The organism is Burkholderia sp. CpTa8-5 (assembly GCF_017815045.1).
In the GTDB taxonomy this organism is placed as follows: domain Bacteria; phylum Pseudomonadota; class Gammaproteobacteria; order Burkholderiales; family Burkholderiaceae; genus Burkholderia; species Burkholderia sola.
Genome location: NZ_JAGIQD010000002.1, coordinates 451,885 through 470,185, shown reverse-complemented (window position 1 = coordinate 470,185; position 18,301 = coordinate 451,885). Strand labels below are relative to the sequence as shown.

The 18,301-nt window shown below is 63.4% G+C and carries 16 protein-coding genes; 4 read left to right on the top strand and 12 right to left on the bottom strand.

Features of this window, described 5'->3' with window-relative positions; genetic code table 11:
- Window positions 1–25 precede the first annotated feature (25 nt).
- Complete coding sequence (gene andR, locus J8I35_RS05480; RefSeq protein WP_209924729.1) at window positions 26–991, top strand: anthranilate 1,2-dioxygenase regulatory protein AndR; 966 nt, start codon at window positions 26–28, stop codon at window positions 989–991.
- A 146-nt stretch (window positions 992–1,137) separates the two neighbouring features.
- Here andR and J8I35_RS05475 read toward each other — a convergent pair whose 3' ends face one another.
- Window positions 1,138–2,028 (bottom strand): LysR family transcriptional regulator, encoded by an 891-nt coding sequence (locus J8I35_RS05475; protein WP_050017395.1) that lies wholly within the window; start codon window positions 2,026–2,028, stop codon window positions 1,138–1,140.
- 91 nt (window positions 2,029–2,119) lie between these two features.
- Between J8I35_RS05475 and J8I35_RS05470 the strand changes: the two genes are divergently transcribed.
- From J8I35_RS05470 to catC, 3 genes are read left to right on the top strand one after another with little or no spacing between them, the layout of a single operon-like run.
- The gene (locus J8I35_RS05470) at window positions 2,120–3,253 is read left to right on the top strand and encodes a muconate/chloromuconate family cycloisomerase (RefSeq protein WP_209924728.1); all 1,134 of its coding nucleotides are present in this window, start codon (window positions 2,120–2,122) and stop codon (window positions 3,251–3,253) included.
- A 32-nt stretch (window positions 3,254–3,285) separates the two neighbouring features.
- A complete protein-coding gene (catA, locus tag J8I35_RS05465) occupies window positions 3,286–4,188 on the top strand; it encodes a catechol 1,2-dioxygenase (RefSeq protein ID WP_209924727.1) in 903 nt (300 codons plus the stop codon).
- Between the two features lie 43 nt (window positions 4,189–4,231).
- The gene (catC, locus tag J8I35_RS05460; RefSeq protein WP_209924726.1) at window positions 4,232–4,522 is read left to right on the top strand and encodes a muconolactone Delta-isomerase; all 291 of its coding nucleotides are present in this window, start codon (window positions 4,232–4,234) and stop codon (window positions 4,520–4,522) included.
- 88 nt (window positions 4,523–4,610) lie between these two features.
- On the opposite strand, the gene J8I35_RS05455 is transcribed toward catC, so the two are convergent.
- The 11 genes from J8I35_RS05455 to J8I35_RS05410 all read right to left on the bottom strand — a co-directional run bounded on the left by J8I35_RS05455 (window position 4,611) and on the right by J8I35_RS05410 (window position 18,300).
- Window positions 4,611–5,375, bottom strand: coding sequence for a hypothetical protein (locus tag J8I35_RS05455; RefSeq protein ID WP_209924725.1), 765 nt, complete (start codon window positions 5,373–5,375; stop codon window positions 4,611–4,613).
- A complete protein-coding gene (gene tssJ, locus J8I35_RS05450; RefSeq protein ID WP_209924724.1) occupies window positions 5,372–5,890 on the bottom strand; it encodes a type VI secretion system lipoprotein TssJ in 519 nt (172 codons plus the stop codon). Before tssJ ends, J8I35_RS05455 begins: the two co-directional genes overlap by 4 nt.
- Window positions 5,891–5,903: 13 nt before the next feature.
- Window positions 5,904–7,061 carry a type VI secretion system baseplate subunit TssG gene (tssG, locus tag J8I35_RS05445; RefSeq protein WP_209924723.1) on the bottom strand — a complete coding sequence of 386 codons (1,158 nt, stop codon included), beginning with the start codon at window positions 7,059–7,061 and terminating at the stop codon, window positions 5,904–5,906.
- Window positions 7,025–8,839, bottom strand: a complete 1,815-nt coding sequence (gene tssF, locus J8I35_RS05440) for a type VI secretion system baseplate subunit TssF (protein ID WP_209924722.1) — start codon at window positions 8,837–8,839, stop codon at window positions 7,025–7,027. Before tssF ends, tssG begins: the two co-directional genes overlap by 37 nt.
- 9 nt (window positions 8,840–8,848) lie before the next feature.
- Window positions 8,849–10,432: a type VI secretion system protein TssA gene (gene tssA / locus J8I35_RS05435; RefSeq protein ID WP_209924721.1), complete on the bottom strand. Its 1,584-nt coding sequence runs from the start codon at window positions 10,430–10,432 to the stop codon at window positions 8,849–8,851.
- An 8-nt stretch (window positions 10,433–10,440) separates the two neighbouring features.
- Window positions 10,441–14,181, bottom strand: coding sequence for an ImcF-related family protein (locus tag J8I35_RS05430; protein ID WP_209924720.1), 3,741 nt, complete (start codon window positions 14,179–14,181; stop codon window positions 10,441–10,443).
- Window positions 14,182–14,200: 19 nt separating this feature from the next.
- Window positions 14,201–15,415 carry a hypothetical protein gene (locus J8I35_RS05425; protein WP_209924719.1) on the bottom strand — a complete coding sequence of 405 codons (1,215 nt, stop codon included), beginning with the start codon at window positions 15,413–15,415 and terminating at the stop codon, window positions 14,201–14,203.
- Between the two features lie 10 nt (window positions 15,416–15,425).
- A complete protein-coding gene (locus tag J8I35_RS05420; RefSeq protein ID WP_209924718.1) occupies window positions 15,426–15,674 on the bottom strand; it encodes a PAAR domain-containing protein in 249 nt (82 codons plus the stop codon).
- Window positions 15,675–15,765: 91 nt separating this feature from the next.
- Window positions 15,766–16,152, bottom strand: a complete 387-nt coding sequence (locus J8I35_RS34955; RefSeq protein WP_348522251.1) for a DUF6396 domain-containing protein — start codon at window positions 16,150–16,152, stop codon at window positions 15,766–15,768.
- Window positions 16,139–17,005: a DUF6396 domain-containing protein gene (locus J8I35_RS05415; RefSeq protein ID WP_348522252.1), complete on the bottom strand. Its 867-nt coding sequence runs from the start codon at window positions 17,003–17,005 to the stop codon at window positions 16,139–16,141. Before J8I35_RS05415 ends, J8I35_RS34955 begins: the two co-directional genes overlap by 14 nt.
- The gene (locus J8I35_RS05410; RefSeq protein WP_209924717.1) at window positions 17,005–18,300 is read right to left on the bottom strand and encodes a sel1 repeat family protein; all 1,296 of its coding nucleotides are present in this window, start codon (window positions 18,298–18,300) and stop codon (window positions 17,005–17,007) included. The genes J8I35_RS05415 and J8I35_RS05410 overlap by 1 nt, the downstream gene beginning before the upstream one ends.
- Window position 18,301: the final 1 nt, after the last annotated feature.

Genomic DNA, 18,301 nt, shown 5'->3' with positions numbered 1-18,301 from the left:
GTCGTCCATACCAAGGCTGAGGCCCATGTCCCCAACGTCGTTCGAGCCGCTCGCGCTGCGCGCGCACCGGCTGTTCGAATCCCGCGATCTCGACGAGACGCGCGAGCGGATCTCGCGCGTGATGCAGCCGCACGCGCTGCTGCCGAGCGGCCGCGTACGGGGCGCGTCGCACATGGATTTCGTCCGGCTGGGCGGGCTCGGGATCGGCACGATCGCGTTCGGCGACGCGATGCGCGTGCAGGTCGACGCCGTCGACGGCTATTACCTGCTGATGTTCTGCCTGTCCGGCCAGGCCGAAGTGCGCGCGATGGGGCGGCAGCTCGGCGTCGACGGGCAGACCGGCGTGCTGTGCGCGCCCGGCGAACGCTTCGACGCGGTGCTGTCGGCCGATTGCGAGCAGTTCGTGCTGCGCATCGACGCGGCGACCGTCGGCGCGCTGACCGGCGACCCGCGCACGACGCTCGACCCGGTGCTGCACGTCAGCGACGCCGCGCTCGCCGCGTGGCGCCAGCAGTTGATGCTCGTCGCGCGGTCGCCCGAGCTGCTCGAACGCGCGAACGCGAACCCGCGTGTCGCGACGCAGCTCGAGCATCTGCTGATCGACCTGCTGATCGAAGGCCATCCGCCGTCCGTGCTGCAGGCGTCGCACCGCGACCCGGCGCCGGGCTTCGTGCGGCGCGCGCAGGAATTCGTCGATGCGCACTATGCGCAGCCGCTGCAGCTTGCCGATATCGTCCAGGCCGCCAACGTGCCCGAACGGACGCTGCGCGACGCGTTCCTGCAATTCCGCGGGATGAGCCCGATGCAATACCTGCGTGCGACGCGGCTCGCGCACGCGCGCGAACTGCTGCGCGGCGCGGCAGCCGACCGGCGGATCGCCGATATCGCGCTCGATTGCGGGTTTACCCATCTCGGGCGGTTCGCGATCGCATATCGGGAAAGGTTCGGCGAATCGCCGTCGGAAACGCTCGACGCGCAGCGTCAGGCGTGACGGTCGTCCCGCTGCGCTTGCGCACCACCCTCACCACGCGGCGGCTTACTCGCCGGCTTTGACCGTGCCGGAACGGCTCTCGTCGCACCGCCCTGTCGGAATTCGGCTGCGCGTCCGGGATCGACCGTTAGTTGCAGTTCATGACGTCACGCCGCCGGCACGATCATCTCCCGCGCGATCGCGCAGAACGCGGCCGTCGCCGCGCTTTCGCCATGCAGCCGGCGGCTCATGATGATCGGCGACGTCGCGCCCGGCTCCGGCAAGCGCCGATAGACGACGCCCTTCACGCGCACGCCCTCCACGCTCTCCGGTACCAGCGACACGCCCACCTGCGCGGCGACGAGCCCGAGCGCCGTCTGCAGCTCGCGCACCTCGTGCACGGCCGCCGGCACGACCGCGCCGTCGCGCAACGCCGACAACTGCTGATCGGCGAAGCTCGGCCGCGGCGTGCTCGGGTAGACGATCATCGTCTCGTTCGCGAGATCCGCGAGCGTCAGCGGCCGGGCCGGATCGGCGAGCCGGTGCCCGACCGGCAGCGCCGCGATCAGCTTTTCCTCGATCAGCGCCTCGCGCACCAGTTGGTCGTCGTCGAAGCGCAGGCGGCCGAACCCCACGTCGATCCGCCCGCCCTTCAGCGCGCCGAGCTGTTCGAGCGTGAACATCTCGATCAGCGACAGCTCGACGTCCGGCTGCGCCTCGCGAAACGCACGGATCACGTCCGGCAGCGCGCCGTACAGCGCCGACGGCACGAAGCCGATCACGATCCGCTCCGACGACTGCGCGAGCCGCCGTGTCAGCGGCCCCAGTTCGTCGGCCTGGTCGACCAGACGTTTCGCCTGCGCATAGAACACACGCCCGGCATCGGTCAGTTTCAGCGGCCGCGCGCCGCGCTCGAACAGCGGCAATCCGATCTCTTCCTCGATCGCCTGGAGCTGGCGGCTCAGCGGCGGCTGCGTCATGTGCAGGCGCTCCGCGGCCCGCGTGATGTTCATTTCCTCGGCGACGGCGATGAAGTAACGGAGCTGGCGCAATTCCATTTCATGCCTCGAAGGTATGGAAGTAGTCGGAAAGAGTGTTGGACGACGCGGGGCGGGAATTCCTACCATGTGCACCAACAGGAGGAATCGCATGATAGCAACTGCCGCCACCATCGAACGCATCGAGACGTTGCTCGTCGACGTGCCGACGATCCGGCCCCACAAATTGTCGGTCGCGACGATGAATTGCCAGACGCTCGTACTGATCCGAATTCGATGCACGGACGGTATCGAAGGCGTCGGCGAGGCGACGACCATCGGCGGCCTCGCGTACGGCGAGGAGAGCCCCGAAAGCATCAAGGTCAATATCGATACCTACTTCGCGCCGCTGCTGCAAGGCATGGACGCGACGCGTCCGGGCGCCGCGATGGCACGGGCACGCAAGCTGTTCCAGGGCAACCGCTTCGCGAAGTGCGCGATCGAGACCGCGCTGTTCGACGCGCACGCGCAGCGTCTCGGCGTGCCGCTGTCCGAACTGTTCGGCGGACGCCGGACCGACGCGGTCGATGTCGCATGGACGCTCGCGAGCGGCGACACGCAGCGCGACATCGCGGAAGCCGAAGCGATGCTCGATGCCCGCCGCCATCGCGCGTTCAAGCTGAAGATCGGCTCGAACGCGGTCGCCGACGACGTCGCGCATGTGGTCGCGATCAAGCGCGCGCTCGGCGAGCGCGGCGACGTGCGGGTCGACGTGAATCAGGCCTGGAGCGAGACCGATGCGATCTGGGCCTGCGCGCGGTTGGCGGAAGCCGGCGTGAGCCTGGTCGAGCAGCCGATCGCCGCGACCAACCGCGCGGGGCTCAAACGCCTCACGCGACTCGCACAGGTGCCGATCATGGCCGACGAGGCGCTGCACGGCCCCGTCGATGCATTCGCGCTCGCGCAGGATCGCGCGGCCGACGTGTTCGCGGTGAAGATCGCGCAATCGGGCGGCCTGCAGGGCGCGGCGAGCGTCGCGTCGATCGCGGCGGCGGCCGGCATCGACCTGTACGGCGGCACGATGCTCGAAGGCGCGGCCGGCACGATGGCGTCCGCGCAACTGTTCAGCACGTTCGACTCGCTGAAATGGGGCACCGAACTGTTCGGCCCGCTGCTGCTCACCGAGGAGATCCTCGTCGAGCCGCTGCGCTACCAGGATTTCAAGCTGCATCTGCCGGCGACGCCCGGCCTCGGCATCACCTTCGACTGGGCCCGCATCGAACGGATGCGACGCGACGCCCACTGATCCCCACACGACAACCGAAACCGGAGACACAGATGAACAAGCAAGCCATCGACGCCCTGCTGAAGACCTTCGACGACGCCGCCGAGAAGCCCGGCAACCCGCGCGTGCGCGCGATCGTCAACCGGATCGTGAAGGACCTCTGCTACACGATCGAGGACTTCGACGTGCAGCCGAGCGAGTTCTGGACCGCGCTCAACTTCCTGAACGAAGCCGGCCGCGAATTCGGGTTGATCGCCGCGGGCCTCGGCCTCGAGCGCTTCCTCGACGTGCGGATGGACGAAGCCGAGGCGAAGGCCGGCATCCAGGGCGGCACGCCGCGTACGATCGAAGGGCCGCTGTATGTCGCCGGTGCGCCGGAATCGGTCGGCCACGCGCGTCTCGACGACGGCACCGATCCGGGCCAGACGCTGATCATGCGCGGCCGGGTGCTCGGCCAGGACGGCGCGCCGCTCGCGAACGCGCTGGTCGAGGTGTGGCATGCAAACCATCTGGGCAATTACTCGTACTTCGACGCGTCGCAGCCCGCGTTCAACCTGCGCCGCTCGATCCGCACCGATGCCGAAGGCCGCTACAGCTTCCGCAGCGTGCTGCCGGTCGGCTACAGCGTGCCGCCGGGCAGCAAGACCGAGCAGTTGCTCGACCAGCTCGGCCGCCACGGCCATCGTCCGGCGCACGTCCACTTCTTCGTTTCCGCGGACGGTTATCGTAAGCTGACGACGCAGATCAACATCGATGGCGATCCGCATCTGTGGGACGACTTCGCGTTCGCGACGCGCGACGGGCTGATCCCGCCGGTCAAGCAGGCTGAGGGCGCGGAAGGCAAGCCGTACGGCGTCGACGGGCAGTTCGCGCTGATCGACTTCGACTTCTCGCTGCTCAAGGACAAGCAGGACGTGCCGGGCAGCGAAGTCGAGCGGGCCCGCGCGCAGGCGTGAGCGCCCTTCCCGTTCGACGAATCGACAACGCAAGGAGTGCAGGATGCTGTTTCATGTGGAAATGACCGTTCGCCTGCCGGCGGACATGGATCCGGTCAAGGCGGCCACGCTGAAGGCGGAAGAGAAGGCGATGTGCCAGCGGCTGATGAACGAAGGGACGTGGCGTCATCTGTGGCGAATCGCCGGGCAGTATGCGAACGTCAGTATTTTCGACGTCGAGAGCGTGCAGCAACTGCATGACCTGCTGAGCCAGCTGCCGCTGTTCCCGTATATGGAGATGGAAGTGCGGGCGCTGTGCCGGCATCCTTCTTCGGTGCGGGAAGATGACCGGTGATCCCAGTGCAGCCCATGCCGCCGGTTGTCCGGCGCATGGGTCGGAGAACATGGCGTCGTGATGACGCCATGCACGCCAGCATCGACGACTATTCGATGCTCGGCAGCGACCGGGAAAACTCGAAGCCGTCGCCAATCTGCTCCAGTGTCCAGCGACGCTGCGTATGCAGCTTTACCCAGCGTGTACGTTCGCGGTCGTCGGACACATTTCCGATCGATATCTTGGCCTTGCCTGTCGAGTAGTTCACACTGAGGTTTCGTACGACGCCCGTATTGCGCATCGTCGAGAAGTTGTCATAGCCGATCAGCATGAAATTTCGGTCCTGCCACCGGAACGTATGGGTGGTGGATCCCATTTCCCAACTCCCAGCACTGGCAAAGCGACTCAGCGTGACCCGCAACGCGCCCCGGTCGACAATCACGTTCCCCTCTTCCAGAGCATCCGCGAGACAGGGAGATTCCCGGACCGGTATGAGCGTATCGTTTCGCAACGCGACAGCGTACCGGCCATCCGGCTGCGCAAAGGCAACGACAAGAATGCGCGGATTCGCGTCGAACGGGTTCTCGCACATGCCGTCATGCGATATCACGTTCGCAGGATCATTGTCACGTAAGACCAGCACAAGATCGTCGCGGCCATCGCCGTTCAGGTCGCCCTTCGTCTGAAATTCCAGCTTCCAGCCTTTGGGAACGAAGCCGTCCGGCTTTCCAGCGAGCGGCGCAATGGATGGAGACGGCACATCACGAGCCACCGCGTGAGCGGACACGATCACGCCAAGCAAAACTGCCAGCCTGAGTCGTTTAGACAGCGTGAATGGGTTGTTCCCGCTCCGAATGGGTTGCACGACTTTCATTTCGACCTATCCCCCGTCATTTGCAATCCATTCGACGTCAAGCCGAGACGTAGAGGCTTATCCGGATCAAGCTTCTTTTTCTCGATGACCCGCTTCCAGTCTGCCGCAGCTCCGGGGACGCGGTACAACGCGACGAACGCCACATACTCCGTCTCGCGTTGCATCGGTTGAGACAAGCTCGACGAGGCGCCGGGGTTCACAACAGCCGACATATCCGCTTGCAGATCCTGAGCCAGCACAGTCCGATCGTTCTTCAGCAGATCGTCATACGACGCCCCATCGAACGCCTTGCGATCCTTCAGTTGATAGACGCGCACGGCAACCGACGTGGGCCGTCCTACGTCGTCCGGATTCAATGCGGCACGCGCAGTCAGATCGACATCAAGCACCTTCACCTGCTTGAAAAACACTGCGCGGTAGGCATTCGACGACGCGTCCGATACCGACTGCCACGCACCACAGCCCGACAGAAGCAATACGGCGGCAGCCGTAGCCGCACTCATTCGATAGAACATGAAGACTCCGGAATCAGATCGTGCACGGCACGAGATGCGGGTTGGGTTGCGGCGCGGGCAATGCCTCGTAGGCGCCCAGCGCAATATCGATCAGCCGTTCGTCGGCAGATGGCAACACCGTCGTCCAGCCGAGACGCGGCGCCGGGCCGGTACGCTCGATCCCGACGGACGGATGCGGAACGAACCGTGACGACACCTCCATCCGCAAGTACACATCGGCCTTGATGCCCACATATAGCTGGATGAATGCCATCACCTCTCGATGCAGCCATGCGCCCGGCAGCAGATCCTGAGCCTGCCGCGCATCGGCTGGCCGCAACGTCACGCGCACTGCCCGGCTGCGATACGCGAGACGCCTGCCGAGCACGTAACCGCCACCGAGCCCGTTGCGCTTGCCGTCCGACAGCCCGCCCGCAGCCGGCTTCGTCGACGTCAACGGCTTCGGCCGACCGGTACTCGTCGTCACCGCCCAGAACTCGTCGACGCGAACCTCCGCCCCCGCCGCGGCCAGCGCCACCACGCCGGCCAGCCCTTCCGACGTCCGCGTGCGCTGAATCAGCAGCCCCGACAACGCGAGCAGCCGCGAATCCGGCAGGCCCGCCCGCAAAGGCTTGTCGCCCCATCCGAACCCCAGCAGACACAACAGGCTCTGCGAATAATCGTCGACACCACCGGCCCGAAAACGCTCAGGATACCGATACTTCTTCCATGCGCGATACAGCAACGTCGCGATGCGGTGATTGAACGGATCGAGAAAGGCCTCGACCGCCTCATGCCCCTCTTCGCGCAACGCGATCTCGTCGATCGTATGCGACGGCATCGCGGCATCGACGCCGTAAAGCCCCATGAAGGTAGTACGTACAGTCGGCGGCGCAGCGGGATGCTCATCGTCGAATTCGACCGCGGCCATCTCGCCTGCGGGAAAGCCCAACCGAGGGCGCGGCCGGAACCTCACCGGCTCGTGCTCCGGCGTGTCGCGTGTGCCGAATCCGGGACGTTCGGGCGCACATGCCTCCAAAAGACGACAGAACTGCATGAAAGTCATCTTCGGCGCCCGTTCGAACAGCCTGGCCGCCACGGCCGACAGGCCCTTCGATTCAGCGGCTTCGGCACTCATCCGGTCGATCGATGCACTCATAGCGGTGCCCGCCCCGCCTTGCTGCGCGGCCATTCCGTCCGCGACCGCAATGGCAGGCTGACGATCGCCAGCCTCGTGAACAGATTGATCTCCGCGTAGGCTCCGAAGAACCGGTGCAGCAACTCGCCGAACAGCATCACGTCGCCTTCGCCCGAGAACGCATGCGCATCGAGCGTGACCTCGATCAGCACGCCGCGCTCGACCGCCCCGCCCGACACCTCCTCGATCATTTCCTGCGACACATGCAGGATGCCGGCGAGCCGCCGCCGGTTCAGTTCGTCGTTCGTCCAGTCGTACAGCGCCAAAGCGCCGCGCAACACCTCCGCGTTCATCATCGACAGGAAGTTGGGCGCGAGATGCGACAGCACACGCCACTGGAAACGATCTCCGGTCGGCGGATGGAGTGGCAACGTCGGCGACACGAGATTGCGCACGCTCGCGACGTTCGGCGTGCTGGCCGCGAGCTCGTCGAGACTGGCTTCCCGCAGCCCCTTGCGCGGCAGCAGCCCGTTCGTGCCCGTTACGCGCAGCGACAGACTTTCCTCCGGCAGCGTATCCATCGTTTCCCACGCATGCCCGCCGAGAATCACCCACATTTCGTGCAGCCCCGATACGCCGGAACGCACGCGTGTATGGAAATAGCGCTCCGGCGCCTCATGCCGCAGCATGCCGCCGCGATGCCGGAACGTCGTGAACGGCACGTATTCGTATCGCTCGGCCGTATCGTGATCGAACGTCGCGATCGCATCGACCGAATACGTTTCGACATGCTCGCCCTGATGACCGGCCGGCACGACGCGATACTCGGTTTCGTGATGGTCGATCTCGATCGGCTCGGCATCCAGTTCGAACAGGTTGATCACCGGTGAACAGAACAATCGCACGTTGTCCGCGCTGAATCGCTGATCCGACGGATAGGCTTCCTTCAGAACGATCTCCAGTTCACAGCGGGTCGATTTTTCAGGCAGCTTCGTGATGTCGAGTCCGCACAGATCGACGAACAGGAATTTCTCGCGAAACGTGAAGTATTCAAGCAGCAACTGATATCCGGAGAACGCCGCGTCGGCCTTGGGCCACAGCCGTTCCTCCGTCGAAAATCCCGCCGGCTCGATCGTGACGCCCGGCAGCGGCACGGATTCGCCATCGCGTATTTCCGGAACGCGCCAGTGAATCGCGTCGACCTGACGCGTCAGCGCAAGATGCATTGCGAATGCAGTCGGCAAATCGGCGTTCAAATGCAACCGCAGCCGCGACAGATCCGTCTCCTTGCGCAGCGCCGACGCTTGCAACGCGAAGCCGAAGCGGATCACCGATCGCCCGTCGTGTCGCACGGCCGGGCCGGCATGCGTGAGCGACACCGGCTGCAGCGCGACATCCTGCGTGGTCCGGTACAGACATCGCACGGTCGGCGGCGCCGCGCCCTCCGCGCGGCCCGCGGCCGGCACGTTGATCGGCGCGGAACGCACCGGCACGCCGGCCGGCACGACTACCGTTTTCTGCAGTTTCTCCGCGAACGGCGTCAGCTCGACGATCGACAGCGAAGGAATCATCCGCAGATAGTGCGGCCACAACAAACTGACGAGCCCTTCGGTCAGTTCGGGCAGTTCGTCGTCGAGTTTTTGCTGGAGCCGGCCCGTCAGAAACGCAAAACCTTCGAACAGGCGTTCGACATACGGATCGCGATCGCCGACGCGGTCGAGATTGAGCAGGCGCGCACGGTCGGGATGCGCCTTCGCGAATTCCTTGCCGGATTCGCGCAAATAGCGCATTTCCGCTTCGTAGTAGCGCAGGATGGGATCGTTGTTGTCCATGGGAATCCGTTACGAAAGGGTCAACGCGCGGGCGGGATCGAGTACCGTGAGTTCCGCCTGCAGCTCGCCGATGCGGCGTGCGAACGCCTGCTTGTCGGCGTCCTTGCGGCTGCTCATCGCTTTCAGTGCTTTGACCAGTTGCTGCTTGACCTCGAACGTCAGCGCCGGCTCCCAGCGCATCAACGGCAGCGAACGGGACATTCCGTCGAGTTCTGCAAGGAGTGCGAGCGCCGCATCGTGACGGCCGGCATGGTCGGCCAGGCGGGCCATCACGAGCCGCTGCAAATAGCGATGTCGATCGGTTTTCATGCCGGGCAGCGCTTCGAGCCACGCAAAGGCCGTTTCGATGCCGTCACGGGCAGCGAGCTCGCGAGCCTGGGTTTCGATCTCCGGCCAGTCGCCCGCCGCGTCGCTCGCGCTATCCGCGGAAACTGGCAGCGGCGCAACCGTCTCGCCGGCCTCCAGATCACGTACGACCGCATGCCGGGCAATCCATTCGAGTGTGGTGTCGTCGGCGAACGGTGTGCCGTCGCTGAATGCCAGCCGTTCGATGCCGGGCAGTCGTTCGAGAAACAGCGCGAAGTCGGTGCGCAGCAATTCACCCCATGCGCTGTACGGTGTGCCGACGTGGTCGAGCCCGACGTGCTGGAAATACTGCAGGTCGAACCACAGGTGATTCACGCCTTCCATGAACGCACCCTCGACACGCTCCAGCAACTCGTGCCAGTGCTTTTGCAGAACGAGGCGTTTCATCTGCTGTCGCAACTCGGCGCGTGGCGCCACCAGACGCGTATGCGACGCGGCATCCGACGGCGGCACGTCGTGCACGGTGTCCCAGCGAATGCTTCGCACGAGCCGCACCGACGGCAAATAGCCGTTTTCCTGATCCCTGAGCCACGCCGAAATCGCCCGCGCCTGATCGAGCAGATCGCGAGCTGACGCGATCAGTCCGGCTGAAGTCTTTCCCGTGGCCGTCACACGCGGCATCGTGACGCCGGCATCGACACCGCGTGCCGGCCCTTCCTTTTTCTCGAAGCGGGAAACGAGTGACTGCAGGTTCGGGCGAGCCGCCTCGGGCCACGCCGCCGTATGCGTGACGAGCACATCGAGCGCGGCCAACGCGCGTTCGAGATCGACCGGCGCAAAGTCGCCACGACTATCCAGCGTCTCGATCACGCGCGCAGTCGCGAGCATTTCGAGCGCTGCCTTCTTCGCTTCGTGACGGGCAGGCAAAAGAGCTTCGCCAAACCGGTCGACAAGCGCGGCAGCCAGTTCGAGCCCGTCGGCGAATCCGGCCGGGCCGTCCTGCCGCAGGCGTGCGAACGCGTAGTAGCCGGCGACGCGCAAATCCTTGCCGGTCTCCTTGAGCAGGTGTTCGCACACGCGGACGATCATGCCGTCATCGATACCCGACAGCTTGCCGGCTTCATCCTTCAGTTCGAAGAACGCGTCTTCGTAGCCGGGGTCGCGCCCGCATGCGTGCTCGCCCGGTATCGGCGCGACCCATGCGGCCCAGGTATCCGTCCGTGCCCGCTGGAGCGAATCGATACGGGGACCGCCGACGAGTGTCTTCACAAAATTGGCAAGCGTCATGGCAGACCTCAAAAAACGAATGCGTCGCCGAGCAGCCTGAGGGCATGCCCGAACGGACCGGAGGGGGAATCGGCAAGTCCCGACGTGGTCGCCAATGGCGAAATCGCAGCCTTCGGCGCGGCCGTCTGTTTCGCCGACCCAGGTTCAGCGGTTCGCGTTTTCGCCTGAGCAAGTTCGAGCGTGGCGCGTTGACCGGATGCCTGCGCTGTCGTCGCCGGCATGACCTCGTCCGGAAAGGTGCGCCCGCCCGGAAGCCCCGGCGGCAACGGCACAGCCGCATGCTTCGCGGCCGCGATCGCCGATGCAGGCAATGGCGGCGGGCTGATCGCCGAAACCCGCGGCCCCGTGTTCTGCGATCCCGTCACGAAGACGCGTGTCGGCAACGTGAAATTCCGCAACTGGAGAACATCGAGCGGACCGCCGCCGGCCTCGCTGCGCAATTGCACCTTGAGCGGAATGCCCTGGCTCGTGTCGGGCGTCCAGGTCAGCAGATAGCGGGCGTTGTCCTGCTGGGTGATCTTCGCGCGCTCCAGCAATCGAACGAGGCCGAACCGCCCCTGCGAATCGAGCGCGGTACGCAAGCCGCCCTGTTCCGTTTGCCATTCGATATGCGACAGGTTCTCGAGCGACTGCCCCGGCCATTCGAACGGCGTCCATTCCTGCTTCTGGTTGAAGTAATGCAGTTCGCGGCCGGACAGCACGAATCTCATGTCGGTGACACCCGGCGTCGGCTCGGCCCGCAGTTCGTAACGCACGCGTGCGTCACCGGACGGGAACAGGACCGTCGACGTGCGCGTGAGCTTGTTCAACCCGTTGAGAAACGCCGGATCGATCGTCAACGCGCCGGAATCACTTCCCTGCGAAGCGACCCATCGGTCGCCCTGCCGTTCGACGACACCGGCCAGTTGCGATGTCACGAACTGCGCGATCACGCCGCTGTCCGGACGCATGAAGCGCGCCATCTCGGGCAGCGACGCGTCGTTGTCGGAATCCGCGAACGGATAGCGGCCGCCGAAGGTCTTGTTCCAGTCGGCCACGATCGCGGTGCGCCACATCTCGTTCAGACTCGATGCTGCCGGCTGCACGATGACCTGCCACGACTGATCGAACGGCGCGCGGAACAATGCGCCGAATCCGGACCACTGCTCACCGAGGCTCGCGGCGACACGGCTCGCGTAATCGCGGCTGTCGGCGATATCGGAAGTCTTGCCTTGCAGCACGGCTTGCGCGGCCAGACGTGCGATCGCGTCCGGATCCGGGCTGGAAACGATCTGCGATGTCTTCAGGCGCATCGCCGTGACCCGCTCCAGATAGCGGGCCAGGCTCAGGTCGCCGGTCGCTGCCATTTGCGTGGTGGCCACCTTGCCGTTCGTCGGCATTCCCGACGCGAGGTCGCTGCCGGTCAGGCGCAGGATCGGGCCGAACGCGGCCGCCAGCGGTGCGAGTTGCGGCTTGGCCTGCTTGGACGGATCCTTCTCGTCCGCGCCGACCAGTTGCTGTGCCTTGCTGATCAGCGTGTCGGACAGCGATTGGGCGTTGGCGCCCGTTCCCGCCTGATACACGATCGCATTCATCAACGCGACGAGCGGCGAGCGTTGAGGATCGCCCAGTAGCGTGAGTTGGTCGGCCGTGGCTGATAGCGTTGGTGCGGGTTGCCAACGCAGACTGTTGAGGAATAGCGCCCATGCCCGCGCGTAATCGTCGAAATAGCGCTGACGCAGTTCGACTTTCAGCGTTGAAGACGCCTGCTTGCCGGCTTTCGCGTCGGAAAGCACCCAATCGCCCGCCACGCTGTGCTGCCCGCTTGCGTCATCGATCGCCTTGGAGATGCGGTCATCCCACGCCGCGCGCGTAAAGACACCCGGAATCGTAGCTGCCGTATTGAACACGCCTCGACCGCTCGTATCGCCCAACAGCGTAGCGAGGGACACCGGTGGATATTTCGGCGTCGCGTCGTCGAGGATTTGTTGATAAACCGCGTCCGACGAACTCTGGATACCCCGTACACCGACGATCGTCTGGCGCGTCGACGCAACGAGCCCGAGATCAGGAGCAATTGCCAGCGGCCTTTCCTGGGTCAAGTGGTTTGCGAAGAATGCAATCGTACGCCGACGAAGGTCTTCCCAGGCGCCCGCTGAAAATGACGAGTCGGTCGGGCGCGCGGGTACGGCCGTTGCCACCAGCTGAGGCGCCAGGAAGGTCGCCACCGCGCGTTCAGGCCTCGCAAGCATCATGTACGCCCTGAGCGTATCGTAGGCGGCCTGTACCTGTGCATCTCCACCACTGGCGATTTCCGCGTCCGACAGCGATGCGAGCTGATGCAGGCGGCGTTCAAGTCTTTCCCGGATCGGCGTAACGAGGATGCGACTCGCGGCCTGCGCGTAGCTCGGCCAAAGCGCATCAAGCAGCGCGGCGTCGCGATTCAGACCGAAACGTGTCCTCAACGGTGCGCCATCGCGTTGACGGAATTCGAGAGTATCGATCTGCTTGCCGAAGCCATCCAGCGAAATCATGGCCTGGGTGCGGTCCTGCACGCTCGCCAATTTCGCGACTGTATCCGCGGCAGTCTGAATCACGACACGATTCGAAAAGCCCGACACCATCGTGCCGATGATCCACGAGCCGATCAGAATGCCGGTCAGCCATGCAGCCGCCGCCGAAAACGACAGGCCCACACGACGTCCGCGAATATTGCGGCTGTGCGCCGCGACCGTCTGCCAGACAGATCGATACCGCGGCTCCGGCAGGAATTGCTCGTCGCCCGGCTCGCCCGGAGCCGACGGTACCAGTTCCTGCTCCGTGAAGAGTGGTGCGAACAGCAGGCCATGAACCGCATGCCGCCAGACACTCGATTGGGTCGTTTGCAGCACCAGTTCCGACAGTGCACTGCGCACATGCGCAAGATGCTGCGAAAGCTCAGCCGGATACCGGTCCCGAACGTTCTCGTTGAGCGCCACGACGCCCGCGTCCGCGAGGTTGTGCGACAGCATCCTCAAGCGCCCGTCGATTTCAGCCGCGTTGATCCGCGCATTTGACCATGTCAAGCCGATGGTCCCGTCCGGTGCAGACGACTCGCTACCGAAATCGGTGACGTTGGCCAGATACACCGGCGCGGCCCAGCGCAGCGCCCGCGCCTGGCGCGCCAGTCGTTGAGAAAGCTCGTCGGCGTCGAACGGTCTGCGGGACGACGCACGGTTGCGCGTCAATGCAACGACGGCGTCGACGGGCCGAGATCTGCGCATGCGCCGGATCTGGTCGAGCCATCCGGTATCGAGCGCGTTGCCGGCTTGCCGGGCATAAATCAGAATCGTGTCGCCACAAACCACATACCCGGCATCCGCGAGCCCCGGAGCCAATCGATTGACGATCGGCTCGTCCCCTGTCACGAGCACCCAGTGATTACGATAGCGCCACCGCCATCCGTGTCGGGAGCGCAACGTTTCTCGAAGGCCCCGGGCGCGATACGAACCGAGATCCACCTGCGCTTCGGCACGCGTGCCGATCCGGGCGGACGGATCGCGATCGTACTGGCTCGCCGATCGAGCGGAAGCATGTCGTGCAGCCCATCGCCATGCGCCAACCAATAGAGGGTGGAACGCCAGAACAGCCAGACCGGCCATGATGACGACCCCGACGCGAAACGCCGGCGACGGATGAAGGTCGGCCCCCATGAAGTACGCCAGCAGCGCTACAACCGCGGTGACCGCCGGTACTAGAACCCAATACCCCAGGATCGTGCGAATGAACATGCAATAGGTACCGTTGCTTTTATGCGCGTGGTGTACGAGCGACCGCGAATCGCAGCGACCCTTCGTGCCATGCCATGAGTTGAGGGGCGCCGGTTTGCGCCGCGTGCTCGATTCCGAGCGCGATACTTAGCCAACCCGCGCAGACGCCGGGATGGCCGATTGCCAGATCGACGTCGTGGACGCCCGACAGTCCGGCAGTTTGCGAAACACCCAGCTTCGTATCCGAGGCGGCCTGAAGCAATGCGCGCTTGTCCTGCCCGGCCATGCCAGCCTGCCAGAGATCGCTGATTTCGGCCGCGGTCGCATCACCCCACAGCAGTACCCTGGACAGTGCCGTATCCAGCCCAGGCCCACCGGCGTCCACCGGTCGATGAAGCAGCGCCCGCGTCGTCAAACCATGCCGCTCGGCGAGCGGCGCCCACGCGAGCAGCACACCGACGGCCGCTTCGGCACTCGACTGCGGAGGGTGGTCGTACAGTTGCGCGGAAACGAACAATGTGGCCCGTTCAAGGGCGGGACCGCCCCGAATGTCCAGCCACTCATCGAGCGCCATCACGCCCTGATCGACTGAAAGCTGTTTCGTCTTTGCAGATCGAAGGTTTTTTGCGCTCCAGCACGACTCCCATGTCTTGAGGGGATCGTCCTGATCAACATCAGCTGGCGCGAGCAAACGGATATCGAGCGGGACCTTGGCTGGGACAGTCATCACGGCATCGGAAATTTGCTCCAGCAATGCGTTGAAACACGCCCGGTAACGCGCGGGCATTTCCTTGCTCTCGTTCAGTCTCAGTGCGGTGTGACGAATCGCGTCAATGCCCGCACCCGATGTCTGCGCACTCAACGCATGCTCACCCCTCGCCAGCTTGACCGCGGCGCCCGTGCTGCCCAATGCGGTCAAATACGTGTAGCCCAGGACGGCGAGCGGTTCACGCGCGAACTGCAGCGCCTTCTCCCGATCTTCAGCACGCACGCCGCGTTCGGCCTGAAGTCGCTGCATCTGCTCATCGTAGTAGTGCCGGCGCAGGCCGAACATCACGCACCACGTCAACGCAGGAAAAGCAAGCAGGCGCACCCAGAACCATGCGGTATCGGTCGCTTCGTCTTTGGACCGTGTCAACAGTGCCACCGACACGCCGGCGACCATGACGACGACGAACAGCACCGTCCACACGATTGCACGCGGCGGCCTCGGCGCGGCGCCGGGCAGGTCGAGCTGAGGAAGTTCTACCGGCATGATCGGTCGTTCACACCAGACTGGAAATCAGACGGCACCCGCACATGGCGCGATAGCCATGCCGTGCAATCGGTACGCCGTCGTCCAACATGGTTTCATCGCCTTCGATGATGAGATTGGGTCGGATATCGTGCTTCGGGCAAGTCACTTCATCGCCTTTTCGGGCGACGCGTTTGCCTTCGAAGTTCATCGAGTTCGACGCGGTGATGACTGTTCCGCCGTGATCCGTCGCGTCGCCGAGGCGAATGAGATCGATCATTGTTATAGCTCTCCATCTTAATAGGAATGCAAATTAGTTAAGCATGAGTTTCGTTGATGCTGTGTCTCGACGTCTCACGCGCGCGAAACCGCTAAGTCAGTACGATCGGCTCGTGTAAGTCGTGTATGGGCGGCACGTCGCGCTTGCTGAATTTCCGTGTCGTCTCGGCTTGCAAGCCCCGGCGGATCCGCGCACACCGCATACCGCCTTCGGGATGGCGCGCTCCAGTTCTCGCCGCCGTGCCGAGCGGCAGTCGTGCGACTACATCAGCCGGAGATGCCGTCTGCGACGGCTGCGCATCAGGCGAAAGAGGCAAACCAGTCGCCGGGTCCAGGTTCTTTTCCTTCGCCAGTCGGTTGATCAGTTCATCCGACGGCTTGGGTGGTACTTGGGCTCGCTGCTTTTCCCATTCGAACGTGCCGTCCCACCGCGGGAGCTTCGCAGGCGGCAGCGGAACGATCTTGTCAATGTCCGGCACCTTTCGCCAGTTTGTTATCCCGCAGGAATCGGCCGATTAGCTGATAGCGCCGCGAGCGTTCGGGGTCTTCAGGTAAATCAAGATAGAATCCTCTGTCAGTCGATGGGGGCCCTAAAAATGATTTCTCGAGAACCATAGCCGACATGCCATTTCCTGAAATCACACTTTTTTGGAAGGCTATAGTAGCACCGGGAAAATATTGATTGTATTTAAGATAAATTCCCAGATCAAAAGCCGAACGCCCATGCCCCTGATTAGTCGCACATTTCAGCATTTTCAATGAAATATCCGGAGATTTGTCGTGAGGGGCGAGCAATTCAGAAACATGGTATTGAGCATCGGCATTACCAAGATCGGCCGCCCTCCGAATGTATCTCAGTGCGAGTTCCTTGTTCTGCTTTAAGCCATACCCTGAGTTCAGGTAGTAGCCAATATCGTAGTAGCCCATCGGAATACCCTGATTGACCAACCGGCTCGCCCATTCCACTGCCTCGTGCGCCGCATTCGGAGAGCTTGCCATACCCTGTGACACCAGTTGCTGAACGTTGTGGTTGGCCTTGTAATGGCCATGCGCGGCAGCGATCCGGTAGTAGCGCGCCACCTCGTCGAAGTCCTTCGGACCATCACGCGTTTGCAGATACCGGCCGTAGCGGAACAACGTGTCCGCGTCCAGATCGATGGTAGGGAGTCGATCCGCTTCGTGGACGCAGGTGAACGCCAGATTGGCGCGAACGCTGGCAAGATCAGACGATCCAGGCAAGTCATTTGCCTTCAAACACGCACTCACGCTAGCGAGCACGAGAAACCCGACTAGCGTCTTTACCAGAACGTATCCAAATCGCATCTGCGTCATCACGCCTTGACCTCATAGGCGACAAGCTTCCACATGACTTCTGTAGTAAGCCGCCGCTCGCCCAACACGCGGTCGAGCAACGCCAACGAACGCGGTTCGTAGTAGTCCAGCATCGGCAGCACCTCGCCCTTCTTGAACGCCCGTGTCGTATCGGCCCGAAGGCCCGGACGAAGCTGTGCGCACCAGACACCGCTTTCAGGACAGCGTGTCCCGGTTCTTGCCACCGTGCCGAGCGGGACTCGCGCGACTACATCGGCCGGGGATGCCGTCTGCGACGACTGCGCATCAGGCGAAAGAGGCAAACCAGTCGCCGGGTCCAGGTTCTTTTCCTTCGCCAGTCGGTTGATCAGTTCATCCGACGGCTTGGGTGGTACTTGGGCTCGCTGCTTTTCCCATTCGAACGTACCGTCCCACGGCGGGAGCTTTGCCGGCGGCAACGGAACGATTTTGTCAATGTCCGGAACCTTCGGGTTGGCCAGTTCGTTGTCATCGAGAAATTTACCAATCAACTGATAGCGCCGAGAGCGTTCGGGGTCTTTTGGAAAATCAAGATAGAATCCCCTATCGGTCGACGGGGGGGCTGAAAATGATCTCTCAAGAACCAAAGCGGACATGCTATTTCCGGCGACCACACTTTTTTGGAAAGCTACAGCAGAACCGCGAAAATCTTGATTGTATTTAAGATCAATTCCTAGCTCAAAAGCCGCACGTCCGTGCCCCTGATTGGCCGCACATTGAAGCATTTTCGATGCGACATCCGGCGATTTGTCGTGGGGGGCGAGCAATTCAGAAACATGGTATTGAGCATCGGCATTTCCAAGGTCAGCCGCCTTGCGAATGTACTTCAGTGCCAGTTCCCTGTTCTGCTTCAAGCCATACCCTGAATTCAGGTAGTAGCCGATATCGTAGTAGCCCATCGGAATGCCCTGATTGACCAACCGACTCGCCCATTCCACCGCCTCGTGCGCTGCATTCGGGGAACTGGCCATACCCTGCGATACCAATTGCTGCACGTTGTGATTGGCTTTGTAATGACCATGCGCCGCTGCGATCCGATAGTGGCGAGCCACCTCGTCGAAGTTTTTCGGGCCGTCGCGCGTCTGTAGATACCGACCATAGCGGAACAACGTTTCCGCGTCTGGGTCCAGGGCTGGAAGACGATCTGCTTCGTGCGTACAGGTGAACGCCAAATTGACGCGTATGCTGGCAAGATCAGACGATCCGGGCAAGTTGTTCTCCTTCGAGCAGGCTGATAAACTGGCAATCGCCACGCAAATTGGAATGATGATGCGCATA